This window comes from Ferrigenium straubiae (genome assembly GCF_051257895.1).
Classification (GTDB): Bacteria; Pseudomonadota; Gammaproteobacteria; order Burkholderiales; family Gallionellaceae; genus Gallionella; species Gallionella straubiae.
In genome coordinates this window covers 1,100,901-1,127,287 of the sequence record NZ_CP194331.1, presented here as the reverse complement: position 1 = coordinate 1,127,287, position 26,387 = coordinate 1,100,901, and the positions used below count along the sequence as shown (strand labels likewise).

Genomic DNA, 26,387 nt, shown 5'->3' with positions numbered 1-26,387 from the left:
CGAGCGTAGCGTGCGCCGCACGCACGTTAGCGCGGATTGTCAGCCAGAACCATTTTGTCATTCCGGTTTGCGCCGGAATGACAAATTTTTAATATCTGCCTTGGAAAGAGAATCTGATTATGTTTAAGGACATGAAAATCGGCGCAAAGCTGGGGATGGGGTTCGGTCTGGTGATCCTGCTGGCCTTGCTGCTTGGTGGTATTTCCTGGCTGAAGGTGCGGGAAATCGCTGCGGAGTGGAATAGTTTCGAGACAATCAATTTGCGCAAACAAGCCGCGCTCTCGGACGGCTTCGGCGGCCTGCAGGAAGGCATTCAGAGCTTCAAGAACTACGTGCTGCGCGGCGGCGATTATGCAGCCAAATTCAACAACCACATGGCCGAGATTGAAAAGGCCGTTACCGATTATCGAGCCGTCGGCGAAATTGGTGCGGAAGAAGACAAGCTTCTGAAACAGGTGATCGACGGTGTCGCGAATTACCGCAAGGCGATGGAAGAGGCGGTGATACTCAAGGCCGGAGGCAAGAATTCCAATGAGATCGATAAGGCCATCAAGAGCGCCGATAAGGCGGTCAATCAGGGGTTGAAGCAGCTTCTCGAAAGCAATGCCCAGTCCATGGGGCAGGAATCGGCGCATATGCACCATGTTGTCGCAGCGGTAATCCAATGGATCGTTGCCTTGTGTATCGTCATTGTCGCACTGGGGAGCATTGCCGCCTGGTTCATCACGCGCAGCATCACCCGTCCGTTGAATGACACGGTTGTAGTGGCGAACCGGCTCGCGGAAGGCGACCTTACCGTGAAAGTTGAAGTGACGAGCAAGGACGAAACCGGCCAGTTGCTCTCTGCTATGCAGAACATGACCGGCAAGCTGTCGCAGATCATCGGCGAAGTTCGCGGCGCGGCGGACGCGCTGTCTTCCGCGTCGGAAGAAGTCTCGGCGACGGCGCAGAGCATGAGCCAGGCGACCTCGGAGCAGGCGGCGAGCGTGGAAGAGACCTCGGCCTCGGTCGAACAGATGTCCGCCTCGATCAACCAGAACACCGAAAACGCCAAGGTCACGGACGGCATGGCATCGACGGCGGCCAAACAGGCGGTTGCGGGCGGCGAAGCGGTGACGCAGACCGTGGGTGCGATGAAACAGATCGCGGGCAAGATCGGCATCATCGACGACATCGCCTACCAGACCAACCTCTTGGCATTGAACGCCGCGATCGAAGCTGCGCGCGCGGGCGAGCACGGCAAGGGCTTCGCGGTGGTTGCAGCCGAAGTCAGGAAACTTGCGGAGCGCAGCCAGGTCGCGGCGCAGGAAATCGGCGAACTCGCCAGCGGCAGCGTAGAGAAGGCCGAAAGCGCAGGCAAGCTACTGAATGAAATCGTTCCGGCGATCAGCAAGACATCCGATCTGGTGCAGGAAATTGCCGCAGCGTCGGAAGAACAGTCAGCCGGCGTCGGCCAGGTCAACACCGCGATGGAGCAACTCAACCAGATCACCCAGCAGAATGCGTCGAGCAGCGAGGAGCTTGCGGCGACGGCGGAAGAGATGAGCGGTCAGGCGACGCAGCTGCAGAACCTGATGACTTTCTTCAAGGTCGATAGTGCGGTAAGGCAGCAGTAATCCGGGCACGAAAACGACTTGATGGGGAGAGTTGGGAAATGGGTAGTGTGAAATTGTCTTTCAGGGCAAAGCTGGTATGGATGCTGTTGCCGGCTTTGCTTGGGTTGCTGGTCTGTTCGGCGATTTTGCTACGGGACAACTACAGCAAGGCGGTCGAAGCGAGAAACTTGTCCGTATTGATAAAACTGACCGAACGCAACGGTGATCTGGCCCACGAACTGCAGAAGGAACGGGGGCTGACCGCCGGTTTTCTTGCGTCGAAGGGCGAAAAGTTTTCCGCCGAACTGGGCAAGCAAAGGCAGGCGGTGGACAAGGAGATTGCAGAAATCAAGACTGCCTTCGGGCACGACTCGGCCATCCTGGAATTGGGCAACCTGAAAAGCGACGTTGATGGATTGCTGGCCAGCCTCGGGAAGCTCGACAAGATCAGGGAGAACATCGGTACATTCGGAATTTCGCCCGATGAGGGCATCGGTTTTTTCACCAATACCATCGACCAGATCATCACCGTTAACGAAAAGGTGATTTTTTATTCGAGGGACGACGAGTTGACGCAATGGCTCATGGCCTACACTTCTCTCATGCGCAGCAAGGAGCAGAACGGAAAGCTGCGCGCCCTGGTCAACAAGGTATTTTCGGTCGACAAGCTGGATGACGCCGGCTATGCCAAGATCAAATTCGAACAGGGATCGCAATTCGTATTCCTGAGCACCTTCCGGAAATTTGCCTCGAAGGAAATGCTGGACATCAACAATGAAAACAACAACAGCGAATATGTGCGCGAAATCGGCGCAATGCTGAAAATCCTCGACGAGAAGGCGACTCAGGGCGGATTCGGAGTCTCCCCGGAGAGATGGTTCAAGTCGATGACCGAGCTGCTCGACTCGCAGATGGATGCGGAAGACAAGCAGGCCGGGTTTATCGGCAAAAAGTCGGTCGAGCACGCGGGTGAGGCATGGAATTTATTCATGCTGTATCTGGCAATTTCACTAGCGGCGCTGATCGCCTCCGGCACGATCGGTTTCCTGGTCACGCGCGGCATAGTCCGCCAGCTGGGCGGCGAGCCAGCCTATGCGGCGGAAGTGATGGCTCGTATTGCCAATGGCGACCTGACGGTGCAGGTGCAAACCAGGGATAGCGATACCGGCAGCATGCTGTTCGCAACCAAGGGCATGGTGGAAAAGCTCTCCGGCATCATCGGCGAAGTGAGGAGTTCGGCGGATGCGCTGTCGAGTGCGTCGGAAGAAGTCTCGGCGACGGCGCAGAGCATGAGCCAGGCGACCTCGGAGCAGGCGGCGAGCGTGGAAGAGACCTCCGCCTCGGTCGAACAGATGTCCGCCTCGATCAACCAGAACACCGAAAACGCCAAGGTCACGGACGGCATGGCATCGACGGCGGCCAAACAGGCGGTTGCGGGCGGCGAAGCGGTGACGCAGACCGTGGGTGCGATGAAACAGATCGCGGGCAAGATCGGCATCATCGACGACATCGCCTACCAGACCAACCTCTTGGCATTGAACGCCGCGATCGAAGCCGCGCGCGCGGGGGAACACGGCAAGGGCTTCGCGGTGGTGGCAGCCGAAGTCAGGAAACTTGCGGAGCGCAGCCAGGTCGCGGCACAGGAAATCGGCGAACTCGCCAGCGGCAGCGTAGAGAAGGCCGAAAGCGCAGGCAAGCTACTGAATGAAATCGTCCCGGCGATCAGCAAGACATCCGACCTGGTGCAGGAGATTGCCGCGGCGTCGGAAGAACAATCGGCGGGAGTCGGCCAGGTGAACACCGCGATGAACCAGCTCAACCAGATCACACAGCAGAACGCATCGAGCAGCGAGGAACTGGCGGCGACGGCGGAGGAGATGAGCGGCCAGGCGATGCAGCTGCAGAACCTCATGGCGTTCTTCAAGGCGGGGAATGGGGGCGGCAAGGCAGCAATAAATCAAAAGCAGTAAATCAAAAATCAAAAACGAGAAATAACTTAGGAGAGAGTTGAAATGAGTGTCACAAAATTATCTTTCAGGGCAAAGCTGATGTTGATGTTGCTGCCGGCGCTGCTTGGGCTGTTGTTTTATTCCGTGAATGTGCTGCTGGAAAAGTACAGCACCATGAACAACATGGCGGAGCTGAAAATTCTAATCGATCTGACCAACAAGACGAGTGCGGTCATTCATGAGTATCAGACCGAACGCGGGCTAACTGCCGGGTTTCTGTCGTCGAAGGGCGAGAAATTTTCGGCCGAGCTGAAAGCGCAGCGGCAGATTACGGACAAGGCGCTGGCCGAATTCAAGGCGTTTCTTGAGCAGGCTTCCGGAACGGTAGCGGCCAGTGGGATGAATGCCGTGGTCAAGGCTGCCGATGCCGAGCTGGCCAAGCTTGCTCAAGCCAGGGAATCCATCAGCACTCTCAGATTCACGCCCAAGGAAAGCTATGTCTACTACACCGGCACCATTTCCCTGCTCATCGAGATCGTCCAGCACACGGTGTTTGCCAGCAATAATTCCGAAATACTGATGCAGACCACTGCTTTTATGCATTTCCTGGAAGGCAAGGAAATGACGGGCCGTGCACGCGCAACACTCAATCCGATATTTGCGGCCAACCAGTTCGATCGTGAGAATTACCCCAGGTTGCTGGCAATATTGACAGAGCAGAATATGCATTTCAGGGCATTCCAGGATTACGGGGCGGAGGAAATGAAGCGCCTTTACCAGGATGTCGAGAAGAGCAGTATCGCCAGCGAAGTGGATGCGATGCAAAAAATTGCACTGGACAAGGCGGTAGAAGGTAATTTCGGTGTCGATCCTGCCAAGTGGCTTGGCACAATCACCCAGAAACTCAACTTGCTGAAGGCGGCGGAAGACAAGATGAGCGTGTATCTCGACGAGCATGCCACCGAACACGCCGAAGAGGCTCGTAATGCCTTGCTGCTCTATCTGGCCATTACCCTGATTGCGCTGCTTGTCGCCAGCTTGGCCGGCATTCTGATCGCGCGCGATCTTCTCCGCCAGCTGGGCGGCGAGCCAGCCTATGCGGCGGAAGTGATGGCTCGTATTGCCAATGGCGACCTGACGGTGCAGGTGCAAACCAGGGATAGCGATACCGGCAGCATGCTGTTCGCAACCAAGGGCATGGTGGAAAAGCTCTCCGGCATCATCGGCGAAGTGAGGAGTTCGGCGGATGCGCTGTCGAGCGCGTCGGAAGAAGTCTCGGCGACGGCGCAGAGCATGAGCCAGGCGACCTCGGAGCAGGCGGCGAGCGTGGAAGAGACCTCGGCCTCGGTCGAACAGATGTCCGCCTCGATCAACCAGAACACCGAAAACGCCAAGGTCACGGACGGCATGGCATCGACGGCGGCCAAACAGGCGGTTGCGGGCGGCGAAGCGGTGACGCAGACCGTGGGTGCGATGAAACAGATCGCGGGCAAGATCGGCATCATCGACGACATCGCCTATCAGACCAACCTGCTGGCGCTGAACGCCGCGATCGAAGCGGCGCGTGCCGGGGAACACGGCAAGGGCTTCGCGGTGGTTGCAGCCGAAGTCAGGAAGCTTGCGGAGCGCAGCCAGGTCGCGGCGCAGGAAATCGGCGAACTCGCCAGCGGCAGCGTAGAGAAGGCCGAAAGCGCAGGCAAGCTGCTGAATGAAATCGTTCCGGCGATCAGCAAGACATCCGATCTGGTGCAGGAGATTGCCGCGGCGTCGGAAGAACAATCGGCGGGAGTCGGCCAGGTCAACACCGCGATGGAGCAACTCAACCAGATCACCCAGCAGAACGCATCGAGCAGCGAGGAGCTGGCGGCGACGGCGGAGGAGATGAGCGGCCAGGCGATGCAGCTGCAGAACCTGATGACGTTCTTCAAGGTGGCCGCGTGAAGCCGGGGATGCAGGCCGGGTCCCGGTCCGGCGGATAGAAAAACTGCATTTCCCGGCACATCCTTACCGGTTTTTGTGAAATGCGTTATTGGCGGGTACTTGTCGAATCGGGCGATGGCAGGCGGTTCTCCACCAGGGCGGTGGAGGTTTCCGCGAGCCGCGCGGTGCTGCGCGGAGAACATGCCTTGCCGGCCGGGATGGCGTGCGATCTGCAGGTCATCGTTCCTCCGCCGAACGACCAGCAGCCGCCCGCCGTGGCGGGCCTGCAGGCCGAGGTAGGCGAGGTGGTGTTTGCTGCGGGAGACATCCTGCTGGACTTGAGGGTCAGGTCGCTCAGCGACGAGGCGAGGCGGCTGATCGACATGCGCGGGGGGAACGCGGGCTGACCGGCGTACCGATACGAACAGGAGGAAGAATGCACAAAACGGCAGGACATCTAAAACCGGCGCACGGGCATGGCGGAAATCCACTGGATGCCAATGTTGCGCTGCACGACCAGGAGTTTGCGCAGTTTCGCGACCTGATCTACCGCATTGCGGGCATCAGCATGTCCCCTGCCAAGAGGCAACTGGTCTCCAGCCGGCTGGCGAAGCGGCTGAAGCATCACAATCTCGTGAGTTACGGCGACTACTTCCGCCTCATCACCTCGGCGCATGGCAAGGCCGAACTGCAGGTTGCGGTGGATTCGCTGACGACCAACGAGACGCATTTCTTCCGCGAGCCGAAGCATTTCGATTTCCTGCGCCAGCGCATCGTTCCGGCGCGCAAGGCCGGGAAGGGGCTGCGCATCTGGAGCGCTGCCTGTTCCAGCGGGGAGGAGCCCTACAGCATCGCGATGCTGCTGGACGAACTGCTGGGCAGCGAACCCTGGGAAGTGGTGGCCTCGGACATCAGCGCGCGCGTCCTGGAAAAGGCGCGCAGCGGGCTGTTTCCGATTGCGCGCGTGCCGGAAATTCCCAAAGCCTATTTGAACCGCTATTGCCTCAAGGGAGTCGGCGAGTATGACGGCACGCTGCTGGTCGAGCAGTCTTTGCGCGATCGGGTGCGGTTCATGCAGCACAACCTGACCGATACGCCGGGCAAGCTGGGCGAGTTCGACGCGATATTCCTGCGCAACGTGATGATCTATTTCGACCAGGAAACCAAGCGCCAGGTGGTGTCGCGGCTGCTGCCGCTGCTGCGCCCCGGCGGGTATTTCCTCGTGGGGCATTCCGAGAGCCTGAACGGCGTGACGGATACCATGCAGATGGTCGTGCCCTCGGTGTACCGGAAACCGGGCTGATGAAGAAACCGGCGCATGTCATCGAGATATTCCTGCAGCCGGGCGAAATTTATTTCGGCGAACGCGATACGCGCATCCGCACGCTGCTTGGCTCCTGCGTCGCGATCACGATGTGGCATCCCGATCTGCTGCTGGGGGGGATGTGCCACTACATGTTGCCCAGGCACCCTGCCGGGAAACGCAGTGCGCTGGATGGGCGCTATGCCGACGAGGCGATGGAGCTGATGCTGCGCGAAATAGGCAAGGCCGCTACCCGGCCCGGCGAGTACCAGGTCAAGCTGTTCGGCGGCGGGCACATGTTTTCCGCGCATCAGGCGGTCAGGGACGACCACGTAGGCGCGAAGAACGTCGAGATGGCGCGGATCCTGGTGAAACGGCATGGTTTTTCGTCCTGTGCCGAACACCTGGGCGGGGCCGGGCACCGCAACATATTTTTCGACATCTGGAGCGGCCATGTCTGGGTGCGCCATCAGCCTCCGGCAAGCGGCGCTAACAAGAATGGAATGTTATGTTCGCAATAAAGGTTTTGATCGTCGACGATTCCGCCGTGGTGCGCCAGGTGCTGTCCGCCGCGCTTGCGGAGGAGCCGGGCATCGAGCTCATCGGTGCGGCTTCCGACCCGGTATTCGCCATGGAGAAGATGCGCGCACGCTGGCCGGATGTGATCGTGCTGGACGTGGAGATGCCGCGCATGGACGGTATCACCTTCCTGAAAAAGATCATGGCCGAGCGCCCGACGCCGGTGGTGATCTGCTCCACGCTGACAGAGAAGGGCGCTGCAACCACCATGCAGGCGCTGGAGGCGGGCGCATTCAGCATCGTCACCAAGCCCAAGGTGGGATTGAAGAAGTTCCTGGAAAATTCCTCGGACGACCTGGTCAGCACGATCAAGGCTGCGGCGCATGCCAACCCGCGCAAGCTGGTGCCATCCGCGCCGGCGGCGGGAATTGCTCCGCCGCCCAAACTATCCGCCGATGCGATCCTTTCCGCCGCGACGCACGCCATGGCGGAAACCACCGAGCGCGTGGTGGCGATCGGCACCTCCACCGGCGGCACCCAGGCGCTGGAGGCGGTACTCACCGCGCTGCCGCAGGTATGCCCAGGCATCGTCATCGTGCAGCACATGCCGGAAAAATTCACCGGCGCATTCGCGGCGCGGCTCAACGAGCTGTGCCGGATCGAGGTGCGCGAGGCCAGGAGCGGAGACCGGGTGCTGCCGGGGCGGGCGCTGATCGCGCCGGGCGGCAGGCACATGCTGCTGAAGCGCAACGGGGCGCAGTACCACGTCGATATCGTGGACGGGCCGCCGGTGAGCCGCCACCGCCCCTCGGTGGATGTGCTGTTCCGCTCGGTGGCCAAGTGCGCGGGCAAGAATGCGCTGGGCATCATCATGACCGGCATGGGCGACGACGGCGCGGCGGGGCTGCTCGAAATGCGCAACGAGGGCGCGCTGACGATCGCGCAGGACGAACAGACATGCGTGGTGTACGGCATGCCCAAGGAAGCGGCCAAGCGGGGCGCGGTCATCAAGACCCTGCCGCTCGGCGCAATCGCCGGGGCGATTGCAGGGTTGAACCGATAGCAGGGAGGCAAGTGTGAGTGCGATGGAGAAAATGCTGCGTGTTCTGGCGATAGAGGATTCCGAAGACGACTTCGAGCTGATCCGCAACGAACTGACCGGGGGCGGATTCACGGTCGAGCATCAACGCGTCGATACCGAGGAGAGGCTCAGGGCCGTGCTGGAGCTAAAACCCTGGGATGTCGTGATCTGCGACCATAACCTGCCCGCGCTGGACTCGATGTCGGCCCTGCGCATCGTGCGGAAAACATTCAGGGATACGCCTTTCATCATCGTTTCCGGGCTGATGACGGATGAGGTGGCGGCGGAGGTGATGCGCCATGGCGCGAGGGATTTCATTCACAAGGACAACCTGTCGCGGCTGGCGCCGGCCGTCGAGCGGGAACTCCTTCAGGCGGCGATGCAGGCCGAGCTGCAGGAGATACAGGAAGATTTCTACCGTGCATCGCATTTCGACGGTTTGACCGGGTTGCCGAACTGCGAGCACCTGTTCAGGCACCTCAGGTCGATGACGCTGCACCCGGCAGGCAATCCGTTCGCCGTTTTCCTGATCGACCTCAACCGTTTCCGGAAGATCATCAATACGCTGGGCGTGATAGCCGGCGACAAGGTGCTTCTCGACTCGGCCGGGCGCCTGCGCATGGCGTTCGGAGAAGACGATTTCATCGCGCGGCTCGGCGCCGACAGGTTTGTCGCCGTCGTGCCGTATCTGGACGGTGAGGCGCAGGCCTCGGAACTCGCGGCCGCGATCCACCAATGCATGGACGGAGTGTTCCGGGTCGACGGGCAGGAACTGTTCGTCAAGGCAAGCGTGGGAGTGAGCTTCTACCCGAGGGACGGCAGGAAGTGGGACGAGCTGTTCAGGAATGCGGAGTCCGCGCTCTACAGCGCAAAGGCGGATGGAGGCAGCAGCTACCAGGCATACAGGCCGGAAATGGGCACCCGCGGAAAAGGATGCCTGACCATGGAGACCGCCCTTTACCACGCGCTGGAAAAAGAACAGTTCGTGCTCCACTACCAGCCCCAGTTCGACCTGTTCAGCGGCCGGATTGTCGGGGCGGAGGCGCTGATCCGCTGGCGGCATCCGGAACTGGGCATGGTCCCGCCCGCCGAGTTCGTTCACCTGCTGGAGGAGACCGGCCTGATCGTCGCCGTCGGCGAATGGGTGTTGCGCACGGCATGCGCCCAGAACAGGCGATGGCAGGATGCGGGGCTGCCGCCCATCCGCGTTGCCGTCAACCTCTCGGCGATGCAGTTCCGGCAGCCGGGGCTTGCCGGTGTTGTCGGGGATGCGCTGAAGGAGACCGGGCTGAATCCCGGATGCCTGGAACTGGAGATTACGGAAAATATCGCGATGCACGCCGAGGAGATGGTCATCGCCATCCTCGACGAATTGCGTGCAATGGGCATCCAGATCGCGATCGACGATTTCGGCACGGGGTATTCGTCGCTCAGCTACCTGAAGCGCTTCCCCATCGACAAGTTGAAAATCGACAGGTCGTTTGTGAGGGATTGCAAGGGGTGCATCAACGACGACGGCATCGTCATGGCGATCATCGGGATGGGGCGCAGCCTGAAGCTGAAGGTGATCGCCGAAGGCGTGGAAACCCAGATGCAGGCCGACTTCCTGAAGCTCAACGGCTGCGATGAAGTCCAGGGTTATTTTTACGGCGAGCCGATGGAGGCCAGCGAACTGGCGCGCCTGCTGGAGCGTGACGCCCAGGGATAGGGCTCCGGTGCGGGTCGGCCAGTGCCTGCCGCTCCCGCAGGCCTGCCGGCGCCTTTACTTCGCGCAGCCGCTGTTGTTGACGCTACGGTCCGGCATGGTGGTTCTGCAGAATTTCGCACCTTCCAGGATGGTGCTGCCCAGGTTGGTACCGATCAGCGTTGCCTCGGTGAGATCGGCGCGGGTGAGGTTGGCATTGACCAGGCTCGTCATCGCAAACACCGCGCCTCTGGCGTTGGCGCCGGTGAGGTCGGCCCCCTTGAGGTTGACCATGGACAGGTTTGCGCCCGCAAGGCTTGCTTCCCTGAGGTTGGCGTCCGTCAGGGTGGCTTGCGACAGGTCAGCCTTGTCCAGGACGGCGCGCGACAGATTCGCGTTGTTCAAATAAGTCCCGGTCAGGACGGTTCCGGTGAGGTTGGCGCCGGACAGGTTGGCCCTGCTCAGGTTTGCGTCGGCGATCTTGTCGAAGCTCAGGTTGGCGCCTGCGAGGTTGGCGCCCGACAGGTCGGCGCTGGATAAATTGGATTTGGTCAGGTCAGTACCGGCGAGGTTGGCGCCGGGGCAGGTGGTCCGGCGTTTGATCAGGCAGCCGTTGACGGTTTGCTGCGCTTCGGCAACGGAGGCGAACAGCAGGGCGGCGGTAAGGGCAAGACAGCTGGCAAGAGTTTTCACGGGGGGCTTTCCTCGGTTCATGGTTAACTTCCGACAGTTTACCGCGCCTGCACCCTTTAGTCTTTTGATGGGCGGGAAAATCCGGCCGAAATGACGGATAATCGCCGCTGCAAAACCGCACCGCTTTTTACATCACCGAACCATGAACCTCATCGTCCAGGCTATCCACCCCATAGCCGCCATCCATCTGGATCACTTGTCCAAACTGTCACAGGCCAGACAGCGCGAGCAGGTCGCCGGGCATGTCTGCCGCCTGACCGAAGCGCAGTCGCATCCGGAGATTGCGCACTACTGTTTCGAGCACCAGCTGGATTACGGTTTCGTGCCGCGCGGCCGCTCGCTGGGCGATTTCGGGCTGCTGGTGATGGACATGGACTCCACGCTGATCACCATCGAGTGCATCGACGAGATCGCCGGCATGCACGGGCTCAAGCCGCAGGTCGCGGCGATCACCGAGGCGGCGATGCGCGGGGAGATCGATTTCGCCGAGAGCCTGCGCCGCCGCGTCGCCTTGCTCGAAGGGCTGGACGAGCACGCCCTGCAGCGCGTGTACGACGAGCGCCTCAGGCTCTCGCCCGGCGCGGAAATCATGCTGGCCAAATTGAAGGAGCACGGCATCCGGACGCTGCTGGTGTCCGGCGGCTTCGTGTTTTTTACCGAGCGCCTCAAGGCGCGTCTCGGTCTCGATTTTGCCTATGCCAACACGCTGGAAATCGAGAATGGAAAACTGACCGGCAGGGTGCTGGGCAAGATCTTCGATGCGCAGGCCAAGGCCGACTGGCTGGTGAAAACCCGCGAGGAACTTGAGCTCCGGCCGGAGCAGGTCATCGCGATGGGCGACGGCGCGAACGACCTGAAGATGATGGCGCGCGCCGGCATCAGCGTCGCCTATCACGCCAAGCCGGTGGTGCGCGAACAGGCCAGCTATGCGCTGAATTTCGTCGGGCTGGACGGCATGTTGAATCTGCTGGCCGGCTAAAGCCCGGGCGAGGGTTTGCCGGTACAATAACCTGAGATATTTCTGGGCAGGCAATCATGATCAAACTGAAGCAAAGCAGGGAGTTTGCCGCCGACTGGCAAAGGCTCTCCGAAGAGACTCCCGTCGCGCTGCGCAGACTGGTCGGAGAAATCGTGCGGCAGCAAGCCGCCGGGCTGGCCGATCTGTTCTACCGGAACATGCTGGACGACGAGGAAGCCAGGACGTTCCTAGATAACGACCTCGTCAACCAGCGCCTGCACGCTTCGATGCAACGCTGGCTGTGTGAGCTGTTTTCCGACGAACAGCAATATCCGGAGGCGATCTACAAGCATCAATGCCACATCGGCGAGGTGCATGCGCGCATCCAGGTGCCCATCGCGCTGGTGATGCGCGGTGCGCGCATGCTGAAGCATGCGATCCACGGCCATCTGGTGGAATCCACCCTGGGGCGCGGCGAACTGGTGAAGGCGAGCAACTTCGTCGCGGAAACGATCGAGCTGGCGCTGGATGCGATGACGGACTATTACGTGATCGACATGGAAAAGCAGACGCGCACCGACGAGGCCTACCGCATGTTCGCCCTGGGGCAGAACATGCTGGCCGAGCGCGAGCGGCAGCGCGCGGCGATCCTGGAGTGGGCGCAGCAGATCCTGCTCAAGCTGCTCGCCGAGGGCAGCGCGGCGGAGTTGCCGGACATCAAGCACTCCGAATTCGGCATGTGGCTGCAGCACAAGGCTGCAATCATCTTCGAGTCCGCGCCGGAGCTGGAACAGATCCGCCGGCGCATCGAGGACGTGGAAAAATCGCTGTTCCCCAAGTTGATCGAGTCGCGCAAAAATCCCGGCGATGGGGGCGCGCTGATGAAGGAGATCGAGGCGGGGATCGCCGAGATCAAGTTCATGCTGGGCGGCCTGTTCGACCGTTTCATCGAGGTGGAAAGCGGCCGCGATGCGCTGACGCGCCTGTTGAACCGCCGCTTCCTGCCCGCCGTGCTGACGCGGGAGATGGCGCTGGCGCGGCGCAGCAGCGTGCCGTTTGCGGTGCTGCTGCTCGACCTAGACCGCTTCAAGAAGATCAACGACACCTACGGGCACGCGGCGGGGGATCTGGTGCTGCAGCAGGCCGCCGACCTCGTCACCGGCAGCGTGCGCGCCGGGGACTTCGTGTTCCGCTACGGCGGCGAGGAGATGCTCGTGGTGCTGGTCGAAGTCGGCAGGGAGCAGGCCCTGCAGGTTGCGGAGAGCATACGCCAGAAGTTCGCCGCGGAGCCGCTGCGCGTCGGCGATGGGCAGACGACCCAGGTCACCACCAGCGTCGGCATCGCCACCTACAACGGCCACCCGGATTACGAGACGATGCTGAAGGATGCCGACGGCGCGCTCTACGAGGCCAAGGAAGCCGGGCGCAATCGCTGCGTGGTGTCGGGGCGCTGAAAAACTCGTAGGTCGGATTAGCGGTTTCATCGCGTAACCCGACGGTACCCAAAGTCGGGTTACGACGCAAAAATCCGCGCCTAACACGACGGCTTTTTATCACTGGCGCGACCGGCTGGGTCGAGAATCGGCCACTCGACGACAGCTGCCTGCACGACCGCTACCGGCACAAACCAGAATGTCATGCCATGAAATACGCTTCCAGGCAGCAGGGCAGCCGCAACTGCCTGAAATTTTTTATACGGACGGGCTTGCCTGGAGGAATTACGGCTTGTGCGGGGGCTTCGCGGTGCGCGCGATCTTGTCCAGTCGCAGGCGTGCTTGCTTTTCGGTGCGTTCGGCTCTTCTGATCAGCTCTTTTTGCACCATGGCGTGGAAAGCGACCAGGTCCTGGCGGGGGTATTCATCCAGCACGCCGCAGTCCTGGAAAAACTCGGCCAGCCAGTGCGGCTCCAGTTCGGTTTTTCCCGTCTCCCGCAAATATTCCGTCGCGGCTGCGTCGGCGTAATCAGTTAATTTGGTCATGGGCAGGGAGACCGGGATCACGGATCAAATGCACCGACGACGGATTTGTATCGTCGTTCGCGACGATACGGTACCGGTCATGGTCCGGTTTTTCGAGCCACGCCGGGCCGCAACCGTCCCAATTCTGGATGGCGTATTCGATACTCTGGCGGATGCACTGGTCGGCGTAGGCCGAAAAACGCCCATGGCCTTCGCGTTCGAAATTTTCCAGCGCGTACGCCAGCCCCAGGTTGCCGGCCTTGAGCAGGTCGAAAAGCCTTATGTTGGCATAGCGCCGGGTGCTGTTGAGCGCGAGGCGCAGGTTGTGCGCGATCATCTTCTGCCGGGCATCGAAATCGCCTTCCTTGATGAGGCTCAGGAGGGCAAGCTCCCGTTTATCGCCCAACCGCGAGTCATGCGCGCTTGTTCTCGAATCGATGGTTTCCGCCATGGCTTTGTTTGATAGGCCGCTATTTATTCAGGGGACGCCATTCTGACGATCGGGCCGCGTTTGAAACATAAGTGTCTTTACCTACAGGGTTTGATTTATTGAGGCAGGGCCGAATCCTTGCTAAGTTGCCGCTGTGACGTCAATGCAGAGGATAGGCGAATGATCAAGCTCTACTACAGTCCGGGTGCCTGCTCCCTTTCTCCGCATATCGTCCTGCGTGAGGCGGGAATCCCTTTCGAGGCAGAAAAGGTAAATCTCAAGACCAAAAGAACCGATACCGGCACCGACTACGAGGCCATCAATCCCAAGAGCTATGTTCCCGCTTTGGTGATGAATAGCGGCGAGCTGCTGACCGAGGGGCCTGCCATCGTGCAATACCTTGCCGATCTCGCGCCCGCGAAAAACCTTGCGCCTGCGGCCGGGACCCTGGAGCGCTACAGGCTCCAGGAGTGGCTCAATTACATCTCGACTGAAATTCACAAGAGCTTCGGCATGCTGTTCAATCCGGCGGTACCGGAGGAAACTAGGAATGCCATCAAGGCAAGGCTCAACAAGAGGTTGGGTTACGCCGCATCCGCGCTCGAAGGAAGGAGTTACCTGCTGGGCGATACGTTTTCCGTCGCCGACGCGTATTTGTTCACCATGCTCAGATGGACGTTTTTCACCGGAATAGATTTGTCGCCCTGGCCTGCGTTAAGGGAATATTTCAATCGCGTCGCCGCGCGTCCCGCGGTGGTCGCCGCCATGAAAGCGGAAGGGCTGCCCGTGGAGTGATGTTTGCCGGCTGAGCACCATCCAAAAAAAGCCCCACCATCGCGGTGGGGCCGGTGTTCCGAGTCGAATGCGAGTTAGTGCTTCTTCTCGATCTTCTTGATGGCATCCTGGATTTCCGCCTTGCGACCGGTGTCCGCATCCTCGCGGCCGGGGCGCGCCGGGGCGTTCAGTGCCTTCTTGAAGTATTCGAGCGCCTTGGCATTTTCGTTGCGCTCGACCATGAGTTCACCCATGAAGAAGTTCGGGTCGATGCCGTCCGGGTTGACCTTGAGCGCACGCTCGAGGTAATCGCGCGCCTTGTCGTGGTCGCCGAAAGAGCCGAAGCGCGGCACCTTGTAGTACAGGCTGCCGAGCGAGGTCAGCGCGGAACCGTTCAGGGCGTTGGCGTCGATCTTTTCCGCAGCCAGCAACAGGTCGCGCGCGGCCTTGGCGGTGCCGCCGGCCGAGAAGATGCTCTGGTACTTGGCCAGGGTGCTGGTGATGATGCCTTCCCAGATCAGCGGCTCGGCGCGGCCGGGGTTGGCGGCGCTTACTTCGTGTGCTTCCTTGACGAGCTTCTCGAACGCGGCTTCCTTTTCTTTTTCGGGTGTCTTGTAAAAGGCGGTTGCCCAGTCGTGCTGCAATTTCTGGATGGCGGCGTCGAGCGGCGCGGTTTCGGCGAATGCGCTGGTGGCAGCGAACAGCAGGGCGATCAGCCAGGTGTACTTCTTCATAACTCCTCCTTGTGTGAATGTTGCTTGTTGATGGGATTACTTACCGATGGACTGGGCGTACTTGCGCGCGATGCGCGTGTTCTTCAGCAGGCCGTTGTCGACCAGGCGCGGGAACATGCCGTTCAGCCGCGCGAAGAAGGACTCCGGCTGGCCGATGAAATGTTCCTTGCGCTCCTGTTCGATCGCCAGCACGATCTGGGCGGCGACATAGTCGGGCTCGTCCATGTTCGTCTTGGTCTCGGCCAGCATCCTGGTTGTGACGTCGTCGTTGAGCGGCGTCTTGGTGGCGCGCGGCGAGACGTAGGTGACGCCGACCTGGCTGTCGACCAGCTCGCGGCGCAGCGCCTCGGAGAAGCCGCGCATCGCGAATTTGCTTGCGCAGTAGGTCGCGAAGTGCGGGAAGCCGATCGAGCCGAAGGCCGAGCCGATGTTCACGATGCGCCCGCTGTCCTGCTTCAGCAGGTGCGGCAGCACGGCGCGCACCAGCAGCATCGGCGCGATGACGTTGACGCCTATCATCTGCTCGATGCGTTTCGGGTCGTGGCGCTCGAACAGCGTGAAGTCCATGATGCCCGCGTTGTTGATGAGCAGGTCCACGCCGCCCATCGCCTGCAGCGCGGCGTCCACCGCCTGCTGCGGTGCGCCCTCGGCGGACAGGTCGAGCGCGACGGCTGTGGCCGAGCCTCCGTTCTTGTTGATCTCGGCGCAGATTTCCTCAACGCGTGGCGCGTTGCGTTCGACCAGCGCGAGCTTCGCGCCCTTCGCGGCGAGCAGCAGCGCGAGGCGGTAGCCGATGCCGCCGGCCGCGCCGGTCAGGATGATGCGTTTGCCAGACAGATTCATGCAGTTCCTCCCGTTGTTGGAATGAAGCGATCGCCCAGATCGCGGAAGATGTCGCCGTAGAGCTTGTAGAACATTTTCGCGCAATGGATCAGGCAGGCCTGATCGGCGGGGTCAGTGATGCGGTCGATCAGCGACTCGTAGAAGCCGACATGGCCGACGTCCAGCGAGCCGTGCGAATTCAGGTAGGAGAACGCGTTCTTGCCGAGTCCGAGGCTTTGCTGCAAGGCTTGTCCGGCATGGGTCGCCAGCGCGACGCTGGTTCCTTCCAGCACCAGCACCATGCCGAAGAAGCCGACCGGATTGACGCGCGTGATGGTGTCGTAGGCGTAGGCCACCATCAGCTCGGTGGCAATGCACGGCTTGCCGTTGCGCACCGCTTCGGCGTCGCCGCCGCAGGCCTTGATGTCGTTCAGTATCCATTCCTGGTGGCCGACTTCTTCCTCGATGTATTCGGCCACCGCGGTCCGCAGCCATTCGTATCTTTCCGGCAGGCGCGCGCCGCAGGCCATCAGCAGCGGGGTAGTGTGCTTGACGTGGTGGTAGGCCTCGGTCAGGAATGCGATGTAGGCGGCGAGGCTGACCTGGCCGGACGCGCCGGCGCGAATGATGGGCAGGCCCTGCAGTTCGTTGCGCTCCGCCTCGGTGGCGGCAAGCAGTTGCTCATAGACCGTCATCTGATTTTTCCCTGTACAGTTGCTCGATGGATGTTTGATAAAGCTGCCAGATCGCCGCGCGCTTGAGGCGGCCGTTCGCGGTGAGTTGCCCGTTCTGCGGCAGAAATGGGGCCTGTGCGGGAAGCCAGTGTTTGACCCGCGCATAGTCGGGCAGCACGCGGTTCGCCTCGTCGATGGCCTGGTTCACGGCGGCAAGCGCCTCGGGCGTCGCGCCGCGCGGCACGATCACCGCGATGTTCCATGGGCGCGCCTCGCCGAACACCGCCGCCTGCGCGATGGCCGGGTGCAAGGTCAGTTCGCGTTCCACCCATTCCGGCGACACGTTGCGCCCGAACGAGGTGATGAAGATGTTTTTCTTGCGCCCGGTGAGGTGGAGGAAGCCCTCCTCGTCGAGGTGGCCGGTGTCGCCGGTCGGCCAGAATTCATCCGGTTGCAGCGGCGCATCGCCGGTGTAGCCGAGCAGGGTCGCCCCCGCCACCAGGATCTCGCCGTCCTTGGCGAACTTCACCCGCGCGTGCGGCAGCGGCTTGCCGACGCTGCCGATGCGGCGTTCCGCTTCGGTGTTGAGCGCGACCACCGAGGCGCATTCGGACAGGCCGTAGCCCTCGAACACCGGCAGGCCGAGTTTATCCGCGCGCTGCAGCAGGCGCGGCGCGACGGGGGCGCCGCCCACCGCGACGAAGCGCAACCGTTGCGGCGCGGGATGCCCCGCCTCGATGGCGGCGATCATGGCGTGCAGCAGTTGCGGGGTCAGGATGGTGGTCGTCGCCTTGCACTGGATGAGCGCGGCGAGCATTTTTTTTACGTCCAGCCCGGTCGAGCCGCTCAGGCCCACTTCGGCGAGCGGCAGCAATTGGCAGCTTGCACCGGCCAGCAGCGGCACATATACGCCGGCGAGGTTCTCCAGCAGGGTGGACAGCGGCAGCACGCTGACATGCAGGTCGGCCGCATCGCCGCGCGTCGCGGCCAGCAGGGAAGAGGCGACCTGCTGCAGCGCGTCGGTACCCAGACATACACCCTTGGGGTGGCCGGTGGTGCCGGAGGTGTAGGTGACCTTGACCGTGCCCGCGGGCAATGCTTTCGCGGCGATGTTGTGCAGGCGGATGTCGCTGAAGGTCTGGCCGTTCAGCTCATGCGTGAATACCGCGCCGGTTTCGATGCCTGCGGCCTCGAGCAGCTTGCGGTATTGCTCCGGCTGGTCGGTGAGGATGCAATCGATGCCTGCGTCGCGGATGCTGTGGGCGACCTGTTCCGCCGAGAAGAAGAACGGCAGCGGGACGATCGGCTTGCCGGCGTGCAAACAGGCCAGGTCGAGCACGGCCCAGAGCGGCGAGTTGTCGAGCGCCAGCGCTATCGTCCCGGCGGGGGCCGCGCGCAGTTGCGCACCGAATCGTTCGATCGCGGCGGCGAGCTCCCGGTAGCAGAGCGCCTGTTGTTTGCCGAGCAGGGCAGGGGAATCGGGACATTCCTTGCTCCATCGGCTGACGGCGTCGATGACGGACAGGCTCATGTTTTCCTCGGGGTCAGGTGCAGGTCTTGCAGCAGAGGTCGATTGGTTTGGGTGCGGAGCCGCCGTCAGGCCGGAGCTTGCTGCGCCGCTCGATGCGCTGCAGCGCCATGATCTGCGGCTTCTGCTCGTAATAGCTGCCCCATTCCGCCTGCTCTTTTACAGGGAGCCGGCTCTTGTCGGGATCGCCGAGCAGGACCGGGTTCAGCCCCAGCTTGATGAACGCGTTGCGTACCACCGGAACAGCGGTGAACACCGCCCACTGCTTGGAAGTAGCATGCAGGCGGTCGATGATGGCGGTAATCAGGTAGCGTGCCACACCGGGTTCGATGACCGACAGGTTGCCCACTTCGACTATGTCGTTGCGCTCGACCGGGGAGCCGGTGCGCTCCGCGAGCACCACCTCGATGGGGTGATCCAGGTAAGTTTCCAGGAACAGCGGCCCGAGCGCGGCGCTACGGAACCCGCAGGCTGCAACCAGTTTGTTGTCCTGGTCGCGCAGGCTCATCAAACAGGGCTTGAAGCGCCGGATTTTTGCGCCGTACGCCTCGCAGAAAATTTCGCCGATGAATTGCTCGACCTCGGCGCGGTCGCTATCGCCGGGTTGGGAAAAATGCACGTCGAACGGGCGTTCAGCCAGGCCGATGGCGGGGTTGGAAATGACGGTATTCATCGATTTTGTGAGGCTGGCTGGTTGCCCATACTAAATGGATAGCGCGTTATTTTACCAGTTGCGAAACAGCAAATCGGTGTAAACACACGGCTTCAGGCTGCCTGGAATAAAAAAAGTTCAAAGTCATGGCGTCGTGCCGGATCAGGCTGCTTTCAGTTTTGCGCGCGCATAGGAAATTCCCGCTTTTACCAGTTCCTTTGCGTCGTAGCGGTTGAGCATGTTGCAGCCGTTGCACAGTTCCGGGATGGCTCCCATGCCCTCGCGCCTGGCCAGCACTTCGCGGATACTCATGTTTGCAACGTTCCCGATAGGGTGTTTGTGGCTGACGTCGTTGTAGCAGTACAGGTAATCGCCGCTCGATGCAATGAAGACGTCGATGTTGCGCGGTATGCATTTGAAGCTGTTGCTGCGCCACTGCTGGATGACATCCCGTACGCCGGGGACGAAGTCGAATTCCTGGGAGCGCAAATGGTGCTGATCGATCAGTTGCCGCAGCTTCTCGGTGGCCAGTTCATGCTCTTTCAGGGTGCCGCCGCGGTTGTACAGGGTGGGCGACATGGTCAGGGTTTCCACGCCCTGCGCGCGCAGCCAGGCGATGGTGTCCGGCAGGGAGGGCAGGCATTCCGGCATGGGCGTGAGGCTGATAGCCAGCTGCGTGTGCTTGAAGAGTTGCTGCGCCGTCCTGATGTTTTCCATCACGCGCGCCTGGTCGAGGTTGACGTGCACGCGATCGTATACCTTGGGGTCTATGCTGGAAAAGGAAATCAGCAGCAGGTCGATTGCACCGTCCAGATGGCGGATGCGTTCGGCGTCGAGCTGGTGGCCGTTGCTCACCATGTCGAAGCGGATCGGGTGGCCGCGCATGTCGTCCACGAACTCGAAAAATTTGGTGTGCGTGGTGGGTTCGCCGTAGCCCGCGATGACCACGCGGAACACGTCCTGCGGCATCAGGCGCTCCAGCACCTGCCTCCAGGTTGGCTCGGTCATGAGCATGGGGTTCTCGATCAGGTCTCTCGGGCACATCGGGCAAAGCGCATTGCATTTGCTGGTCCACTCGACGTTGGCGGCGATGCGGTAGGAACTCATTTAACGGTACCGGGGGAAAGTTCGGCGGGAACCAGGCGCGGGATATATGCGGGGCAGCTCGGCATAACCTTTTCGATGTCCACGACGACGACGCATTCCGCCTGCGGAAAGTGTTCCATCATCTCCGCGTTCTCGTGGATGGACGCCTTGCCGTTCACGCGCAGGCGCGCGCCGTCGGCGAAATCGATGAACAGCATGCTGACATAGGGGTTGAGCAGGATGTTGCCAAGGCTCATGTAGGCGCCGTTGCCTTTGACGCGCGCCTCGAAATGGGGGAAGGCCAGGCGGTTCGGCTCCAGTACCCTGACCAGGCCGGGGCCGCCGCCCTTGAACGAGCAGTCGCAGCGCCCGTCGGGGGAACTGGTAGCGAGAAAGAAGAACGGCGCTGCCTCGATCCGGGCGTGGAACTGCTCCGGGATGCGGTCCCAGATGAGCTGCTGGATGCGCTCTTCGGTCCACAATTCCGGGTTGCCCCAGCGTTGCTGTGCGTCAAGCTCGCCGGTGTGAAAGGGCGATGAGGTCATGGTAGTTATCCCGGCAGAATGTTCTGAAAAAAGGTCGTTCCGGCAAAAAATCGGTTGCTCGTCAAAGACCGCGGTATTGTAGTGAAGTTCAAGCTTTTTGGCTGAGCTGCCGCAGCGAATTTTGTAATCGTTTGTAATCGTAAATAGGTTGCGACTATAGGCAGGTGGTTATATAAGAGATAGTCAATTATTTTTATAAAGATGATAAGCATTGCTTATTGCCTATATTATTGCGTCACCCCGGAACCGCCGTGCCGTTTCATGGACGGTTGCATGCCAAGTATGGCAGTGTTGACAGTCTTCGGCCCTCCCCCTACATTGCCTGTCCTTTTCCGTATTGCCAGAAGTTAATAACATGAAGCGCAGTATCCTGTTTCTACTCCTCTTGCCCCTCTACGTCGGCTGTAGCAAGGAACCAGCTCCAGCAGCCAGGATTGAACGGCCCGCGCTGACCCTGGTGGCGGGTTCTGCCGCGACCGATGTCGGCAACACCTACAGCGGCGAGATACGCGCACGCCATGAAACGCAGCCGGGTTTTCGCGTCGGCGGAAAGATCATCGAACGGCTGGTGGATGCGGGTGCACGGGTCAAGGCCGGGCAGGCGCTGATGCGCCTCGATCCCGGCGATGCCGGGCTGCAGCTTGGTGCGGCCGAGGCGCAACACCGCATGGCCGAGAATGATGCGAAGCGCTTTCGCGAGCTGCGCGGCAAGGGCTTCGTGAGCCAGGCGGCGCTGGATGCGAAGGAGGCCGCATTCGAGGCCGCCGCCGCCCAGGCCGGGCTGGCGCGCAACCAGTCCGATTACACCACGCTGCGCGCCGACCGGGCGGGTGTGGTTGCGGCCACCCTTGCCGAGGCCGGGCAGGTGGTCGCCGCCGGGCAGCCGGTGCTGCGCCTCGCGCCGGATGGCGAGCGCGAGGTGGCGATTGCGGTGCCCGAGTCGCAACTGGCCGATCTCAAAATCGGCGCACCCGCCGAAGTCACCCTGTTGACCTCAGGTGCAGCGCCGCTGGCCGGACGCCTGCGCGAGTTGGCACCAGCGGCCGATCCGGCCAGCCGCACTTATGCGGCGCGCGTGACCCTGAGCCAGCCCGGCCCGGATGTTGCGCTGGGCATGACGGCGCGGGTGAGCTTCTCCGCTGGTAAAAAGAGCGACGGCCTGCTGATTCCGCTGGGCGCGATTTTCCAGCAGGGCAAGGAGGCGGCGGTGTGGATCGTCGCGGCCGACCGCACCATCAGCCTGCGTCCGGTGCAAATCGCCGAATACCGCGACGACGGCGCAGTCGTCACGAGCGGCCTTAAAGCGGGTGAGCGCATCGTCGGCAACGGGGTGCATCGGCTCGCGGCGGGAGAGAAAATCCGCATCATCGAGAGCAGCGGCGCGCAATGAAGGGACCCAATCTCTCCGCCTGGGCGCTGGCGCACCGGCAGATGGTGTTGTTCCTGATCGTCGTGCTGACGGGCGCGGGGGTGCTCTCTTACCTCAATCTCGGGCGCGCCGAAGACCCGGACTTCACCTTCAAGGTCATGGTGGTGCGCACCCTGTGGCCCGGTGCGACGGCGCAGGAGGTCGAACGGGAGGTCACCGAGCGCATCGAGAAGAAGCTGCAGGAAACGCCCTGGGTGGACGTGCTGCGCTCCGCCTCCAAGCCGGGCGATTCGATGGTCTTCGTGGTGCTCAAGGATTACACGCCCAAGCCCGAGGTGCCGGAGGCCTGGCGGCAGGTGCGCAAGAAACTGGACGATATCCGCCACACCCTGCCGGAAGGCGTGCAGGGGCCGTACCCCAACGATGAGTTCGGCGACGTGCAGATCAACATCTTCGCGCTGACCGGGGACGGGTTCGACCTCGCGGCTTTGCGCCGCTACGCGGACCGCATCGCGCTGGAGCTGAAGCGCGTGCCGGACGTGCGGCGCGTCGAGCTGTTCGGCGTGCAGGAGGAAAAAATCCACCTCGAAATCGCGCCGCAGCGCCTCGCGAACCTCGGCATCACGCCCGGCCAGATCGGCGAGGCTTTGCAGAAGCAGAATATGGTGAACCCTTCCGGTTTCGTCGATACCGCGACCGATAAGGTGTTGTTGCATGTGTCGGGCGGCTTCGACAGCGTGGAGCGGGTGCGCAACGCCGACCTGCTGGTGAACGGGCGGCACTTCCGGCTGGGCGACATCGCAAAGGTGTCGCGCGGCCTTGCCGATCCGCCCAATCCGCAGATGCGCGTCGGCGGGCAGCCCGCCATCGGCCTCGGTGTCGTGATGGACAAGGGCGGCGACGTGATCCGCCTCGGCGAGAACCTGCAGCAGGCGATGGCAAAAATCTCGTCAGATCTTCCCGCGGGCGTAGACGTGCATGTGGTCGCGAACCAGCCGGAGGTGGTGAGGGGCTCCATCCACCTGTTCGAGAACTCGCTGGCCGAGGCGATCCTGATCGTGCTCGCGGTGTCCTTCCTGAGCCTCGGCTGGCGCACCGGCACGGTGGTGGCGCTCTCCATCCCGCTGGTGCTCGCGATCACCTTCTTCCTCATGAAGACGTTCGGCATCGGTCTGCAGCGCATTTCGCTCGGCGCGCTGGTAATCGCGCTCGGCCTGCTGGTGGACGATGCGATCATCGCGGCGGAGATGATGGTGGTGAAGATGGAGCAGGGCTGGGACCGCTTCAAGGCCGCGACTTTCGCCTACACCTCGACCGCTTTCCCGATGCTCACCGGTACCTTGATCACCGCCGCCGCGTTCACCCCGGTGGGTTTTTCCAAATCGGCCGCGGCCGAATACACCATCTCGATCTTCCAGGTCGTGACCATCGCGCTGCTCACCTCGTGGATCGTCGCCGTGGTGTTCACGCCCTACCTCGGCTATCGGCTGCTCGACCCGAAGAAGCTCGTGGCGAAGGCGCAGCGCCACGGCGCGGACATCTACGACACGCCGTTCTACCGCCGCTTCCGCGCACTCGTTACCTGGTGTCTGCGCAACCGCTGGAAGGTGATCGGCGCGACGGTGCTGATCTTTCTGCTCTCCATCGCCGCGTTCGGCAAATTCGTGGAGAAGCAGTTCTTCCCGGCTGCGAGCCGCCTCGAGCTGATCGTCGATGTCTGGCTGCCGCAGGGCGCATCGCTCAGGGCGACCGAGGCCGAGACCAGGCGCATCGAGCGGATATTGGCGAGCGACCCGGCGGCGGCCTCCTTTTCCTCCTACATCGGCAACGGCGCGCCACGCTTCATCCTGTCGCTCGACGTGCGCCTGTTCAGCGACAACTACTCGCAGATCGTGATCCTCACTAAGGGGCTGAAGGAGCGCGAGGAGCTCAAGCACCGGCTGACGGAGCTGTTCGACTCGGCGGAAGGCGGCTTCTCGCATATCCACGCGCGCGTGTCGCGCCTCGAGAACGGCCCGCCGATCGGCTACCCCGTGCAGTTTCGCGTGATGGGCGAGGACGTCGAACAGGTGCGGACGATCGCCGACAAGGTCGCCGACTTGATGCGCGCCAACGCGCACCTGCAGGACGTGAGCTTCGACTGGTACGACAAGGTGAAGGCGATGCGCGTCGAGGTGGATCAGGACAAGGCGCGCCGCCTCGGCACCTCCAGCAAGGAGATTGCGCAGGCGTTGCAGGGCTGGCTGAACGGCGTGGCGCTTGCGCAGTACCGCGAGGGCGACCAGCTGATCGACATCGTGTGGCGCGGTACTGCCGATCGTGAGGTGCGTTCGCTGGACCGGCTGCCCGAGCTCGACATCCCGCTGCCCGAGGGCCGCCATGTACCGCTCGCGCAGGTCGCAAAACTGGTGCCGGTGCTGGAGGAGGGGCTGATCTGGCGGCGCAACCGCCTGCCGACGATGACAGTACTCGGCGACATGGCCGACAAGACCCAGCCCGCCACCGTGTCGGTGGAGTTGGACAAGCAGCTCGACGAACTGCGCGCCACGCTGCCGATCGGCTACCGCATCGAGATGGGCGGCAGTATCGAGGAATCCGCCAAGGGCGAGACCGCGATCAAGGCGGTCATGCCGCTGATGCTGGTCGGTGTGATTACGCTGTTGATGATCCAGCTGCAAAGCATCAGCCGCACCGCCATCGTGCTGCTCACCGCGCCGCTCGGCCTGATCGGCGTCACGCTCGCGCTGCTGGTGTTCCAGGTGCCGTTCGGCTTCGTCGCCAACCTCGGCTTCATCGCGCTGGCCGGGATGATCATGCGCAACTCGGTGATTCTGGTAGATCAAATCCGCCAGGACGAGGAGGCGGGCAAGACGCAATGGGAGGCGATCGTCGGCTCCACCGTGCGCCGCTTCCGTCCGATCTCGCTGACCGCCGCCGCCGCGATCCTCGCGATGATTCCGCTGACCCGCCAGGTGTTCTGGGGGCCGATGGCCGTGTCCATCATGGGCGGACTGGTCATCGCCACGCTGCTTACCTGCCTCTTCCTGCCCGCGCTGTATGCGGCGTGGTTCCGGGTGAAAGAGGCTTGAGGGCCCACTCTGCCGGGGGAAGCGCGGAATAGGCCATTTGCATCATAGGAATGGGCCGGTATATGTAGTAATCCTTCATGAGGTAGGGAGGGTAATCGCTTTGTCATTGCAGGGGCGATATGGTTTAATCGCGCCCATGAAATTCCCCTTCCAGAACGTCGCGCTGATCGGCAAACACAAGGCCCCGGAAATCGCTGGGCCATTGTTGCGTCTGGCTGCATTTTTGTCTTCCAGAGGGCTGAATGTGGTGGTGGACAGTTTGACCGCCGAACAGATCGAAACCAGCCCTTATCCGGCGATGAACCTGAACGAGATGGCCCATGCGATGGACTTGGCCATCGTGATCGGCGGCGACGGCACCATGCTGAACATCGCGCGCACCCTGTCGCCGTACCAAGTGCCGCTGGTCGGGGTGAATCAGGGCAGGCTGGGCTTTCTCACCGACCTCACGCTGGAGAATATGCAGGACACCATGGCAGCGATGCTGGAGGGCAAGTTCGTCACCGAGCAGCGCCTGCTGCTGTCGGCAAGCGTGCTGCGCGGCGAGGTCGAGGTGTTCAGCGGACTTGCTTTCAACGAAGTGGCAGTACACCGCAACCATGTCAGCAGTATGGTCGAGTTCGAGGTGCGCATCGACGGCGAGTACCTCTACAACCAGCGCGCCGACGGCCTCATCGTGGCGACACCCACCGGTTCGACCGCCTATGCGATGTCCGCGGGTGGCCCGATCCTGCACCCCAGCCTGGATGTGCTGGAGTTGGTGCCGGTATGCCCGCATACGCTGAGCAACCGTCCCATCGTGGTGAAAGGCTCATCGGTGCTGGAAATCCTGATGCACCGCACCGGCGATATCCGCGTGCGTTTCGACAGCCACACCAACTACGATTTGGAACTGCACGACAAGATCATCGTCACGCGCCACCCTCAGCCAGCCTGCCTGCTGCATCCGGTGGGGCACAGCTACTATCACACGCTGCGCGAGAAGCTGCTCTGGAACCAGACCCTCTAAATGCTGAAGTTGACC

At 61.9% G+C, this 26,387-nt stretch carries 24 protein-coding genes; 14 read left to right on the top strand and 10 right to left on the bottom strand.

Features of this window, described 5'->3' with window-relative positions; genetic code table 11:
- Positions 1 to 119 precede the first annotated feature (119 nt).
- The 8 genes from ACRRNM_RS05205 to ACRRNM_RS05170 all read left to right on the top strand — a co-directional run bounded on the left by ACRRNM_RS05205 (position 120) and on the right by ACRRNM_RS05170 (position 10,075).
- Positions 120 to 1,616: a methyl-accepting chemotaxis protein gene (locus ACRRNM_RS05205; RefSeq protein WP_435627179.1), complete on the top strand. Its 1,497-nt coding sequence runs from the start codon at positions 120 to 122 to the stop codon at positions 1,614 to 1,616.
- Positions 1,617 to 1,654: 38 nt separating this feature from the next.
- Positions 1,655 to 3,565 carry a methyl-accepting chemotaxis protein gene (locus tag ACRRNM_RS05200; protein WP_435627178.1) on the top strand — a complete coding sequence of 637 codons (1,911 nt, stop codon included), beginning with the start codon at positions 1,655 to 1,657 and terminating at the stop codon, positions 3,563 to 3,565.
- Between the two features lie 42 nt (positions 3,566 to 3,607).
- Positions 3,608 to 5,485: a methyl-accepting chemotaxis protein gene (locus ACRRNM_RS05195; RefSeq protein ID WP_435627177.1), complete on the top strand. Its 1,878-nt coding sequence runs from the start codon at positions 3,608 to 3,610 to the stop codon at positions 5,483 to 5,485.
- A gap of 80 nt (positions 5,486 to 5,565) precedes the next feature.
- Positions 5,566 to 5,871 carry a hypothetical protein gene (locus ACRRNM_RS05190; RefSeq protein ID WP_435627176.1) on the top strand — a complete coding sequence of 102 codons (306 nt, stop codon included), beginning with the start codon at positions 5,566 to 5,568 and terminating at the stop codon, positions 5,869 to 5,871.
- Positions 5,872 to 5,900: 29 nt separating this feature from the next.
- Positions 5,901 to 6,767, top strand: a complete 867-nt coding sequence (locus ACRRNM_RS05185; protein ID WP_435627175.1) for a CheR family methyltransferase — start codon at positions 5,901 to 5,903, stop codon at positions 6,765 to 6,767.
- The gene (locus ACRRNM_RS05180) at positions 6,767 to 7,288 is read left to right on the top strand and encodes a chemotaxis protein CheD (RefSeq protein ID WP_435627174.1); all 522 of its coding nucleotides are present in this window, start codon (positions 6,767 to 6,769) and stop codon (positions 7,286 to 7,288) included. Before ACRRNM_RS05185 ends, ACRRNM_RS05180 begins: the two co-directional genes overlap by 1 nt.
- Complete coding sequence (locus tag ACRRNM_RS05175) at positions 7,276 to 8,349, top strand: protein-glutamate methylesterase/protein-glutamine glutaminase (RefSeq protein ID WP_435627173.1); 1,074 nt, start codon at positions 7,276 to 7,278, stop codon at positions 8,347 to 8,349. Before ACRRNM_RS05180 ends, ACRRNM_RS05175 begins: the two co-directional genes overlap by 13 nt.
- Before the next feature lie 31 nt (positions 8,350 to 8,380).
- Positions 8,381 to 10,075: a putative bifunctional diguanylate cyclase/phosphodiesterase gene (locus tag ACRRNM_RS05170; RefSeq protein WP_435627172.1), complete on the top strand. Its 1,695-nt coding sequence runs from the start codon at positions 8,381 to 8,383 to the stop codon at positions 10,073 to 10,075.
- A 54-nt stretch (positions 10,076 to 10,129) separates the two neighbouring features.
- Here the strand turns inward: ACRRNM_RS05170 and ACRRNM_RS05165 are convergent, their stop codons facing one another.
- Positions 10,130 to 10,744 (bottom strand): pentapeptide repeat-containing protein, encoded by a 615-nt coding sequence (locus ACRRNM_RS05165; RefSeq protein WP_435627171.1) that lies wholly within the window; start codon positions 10,742 to 10,744, stop codon positions 10,130 to 10,132.
- A gap of 142 nt (positions 10,745 to 10,886) precedes the next feature.
- Here ACRRNM_RS05165 and serB point away from each other — a divergent pair, with 142 nt between their 5' ends.
- Positions 10,887 to 11,723, top strand: coding sequence for a phosphoserine phosphatase SerB (gene serB, locus ACRRNM_RS05160; protein WP_435627170.1), 837 nt, complete (start codon positions 10,887 to 10,889; stop codon positions 11,721 to 11,723).
- A 56-nt stretch (positions 11,724 to 11,779) separates the two neighbouring features.
- A complete protein-coding gene (locus ACRRNM_RS05155) occupies positions 11,780 to 13,156 on the top strand; it encodes a diguanylate cyclase (RefSeq protein WP_435627169.1) in 1,377 nt (458 codons plus the stop codon).
- A gap of 264 nt (positions 13,157 to 13,420) precedes the next feature.
- Here ACRRNM_RS05155 and ACRRNM_RS05150 read toward each other — a convergent pair whose 3' ends face one another.
- Complete coding sequence (locus ACRRNM_RS05150; RefSeq protein WP_435627168.1) at positions 13,421 to 13,681, bottom strand: hypothetical protein; 261 nt, start codon at positions 13,679 to 13,681, stop codon at positions 13,421 to 13,423.
- Complete coding sequence (locus tag ACRRNM_RS05145) at positions 13,665 to 14,111, bottom strand: hypothetical protein (protein WP_435627167.1); 447 nt, start codon at positions 14,109 to 14,111, stop codon at positions 13,665 to 13,667. The genes ACRRNM_RS05150 and ACRRNM_RS05145 overlap by 17 nt, the downstream gene beginning before the upstream one ends.
- A gap of 159 nt (positions 14,112 to 14,270) precedes the next feature.
- Here ACRRNM_RS05145 and gstA point away from each other — a divergent pair, with 159 nt between their 5' ends.
- Positions 14,271 to 14,885, top strand: coding sequence for a glutathione transferase GstA (gstA, locus tag ACRRNM_RS05140; RefSeq protein WP_435627166.1), 615 nt, complete (start codon positions 14,271 to 14,273; stop codon positions 14,883 to 14,885).
- A 74-nt stretch (positions 14,886 to 14,959) separates the two neighbouring features.
- On the opposite strand, the gene ACRRNM_RS05135 is transcribed toward gstA, so the two are convergent.
- From ACRRNM_RS05135 to ACRRNM_RS05105, 7 genes are all read right to left on the bottom strand, one after another.
- Positions 14,960 to 15,598 carry a hypothetical protein gene (locus ACRRNM_RS05135; protein WP_435627165.1) on the bottom strand — a complete coding sequence of 213 codons (639 nt, stop codon included), beginning with the start codon at positions 15,596 to 15,598 and terminating at the stop codon, positions 14,960 to 14,962.
- 36 nt (positions 15,599 to 15,634) lie between these two features.
- The gene (locus tag ACRRNM_RS05130) at positions 15,635 to 16,441 is read right to left on the bottom strand and encodes an SDR family oxidoreductase (RefSeq protein WP_435627164.1); all 807 of its coding nucleotides are present in this window, start codon (positions 16,439 to 16,441) and stop codon (positions 15,635 to 15,637) included.
- Positions 16,438 to 17,115, bottom strand: a complete 678-nt coding sequence (locus ACRRNM_RS05125) for a TenA family transcriptional regulator (RefSeq protein WP_435627163.1) — start codon at positions 17,113 to 17,115, stop codon at positions 16,438 to 16,440. The genes ACRRNM_RS05130 and ACRRNM_RS05125 overlap by 4 nt, the downstream gene beginning before the upstream one ends.
- Entirely contained in the window at positions 17,102 to 18,625 is a 1,524-nt protein-coding gene (locus ACRRNM_RS05120; protein ID WP_435627162.1) for an AMP-binding protein, read from the bottom strand. The genes ACRRNM_RS05125 and ACRRNM_RS05120 overlap by 14 nt, the downstream gene beginning before the upstream one ends.
- A gap of 13 nt (positions 18,626 to 18,638) precedes the next feature.
- Positions 18,639 to 19,295 (bottom strand): thermostable hemolysin, encoded by a 657-nt coding sequence (locus ACRRNM_RS05115; RefSeq protein WP_435627161.1) that lies wholly within the window; start codon positions 19,293 to 19,295, stop codon positions 18,639 to 18,641.
- A gap of 141 nt (positions 19,296 to 19,436) precedes the next feature.
- Positions 19,437 to 20,381, bottom strand: a complete 945-nt coding sequence (locus ACRRNM_RS05110; protein ID WP_435627160.1) for a radical SAM protein — start codon at positions 20,379 to 20,381, stop codon at positions 19,437 to 19,439.
- Complete coding sequence (locus ACRRNM_RS05105; RefSeq protein ID WP_435627159.1) at positions 20,378 to 20,905, bottom strand: pyridoxamine 5'-phosphate oxidase family protein; 528 nt, start codon at positions 20,903 to 20,905, stop codon at positions 20,378 to 20,380. The genes ACRRNM_RS05110 and ACRRNM_RS05105 overlap by 4 nt, the downstream gene beginning before the upstream one ends.
- 355 nt (positions 20,906 to 21,260) lie before the next feature.
- Between ACRRNM_RS05105 and ACRRNM_RS05100 the strand changes: the two genes are divergently transcribed.
- The 3 genes from ACRRNM_RS05100 to ACRRNM_RS05090 all read left to right on the top strand — a co-directional run bounded on the left by ACRRNM_RS05100 (position 21,261) and on the right by ACRRNM_RS05090 (position 26,372).
- A complete protein-coding gene (locus ACRRNM_RS05100) occupies positions 21,261 to 22,295 on the top strand; it encodes an efflux RND transporter periplasmic adaptor subunit (protein WP_435627158.1) in 1,035 nt (344 codons plus the stop codon).
- Positions 22,292 to 25,363: an efflux RND transporter permease subunit gene (locus ACRRNM_RS05095; RefSeq protein WP_435627157.1), complete on the top strand. Its 3,072-nt coding sequence runs from the start codon at positions 22,292 to 22,294 to the stop codon at positions 25,361 to 25,363. Before ACRRNM_RS05100 ends, ACRRNM_RS05095 begins: the two co-directional genes overlap by 4 nt.
- Before the next feature lie 136 nt (positions 25,364 to 25,499).
- Positions 25,500 to 26,372 (top strand): NAD kinase, encoded by an 873-nt coding sequence (locus ACRRNM_RS05090; RefSeq protein WP_435627156.1) that lies wholly within the window; start codon positions 25,500 to 25,502, stop codon positions 26,370 to 26,372.
- The last annotated feature ends 15 nt before the right edge of the window (positions 26,373 to 26,387 follow it).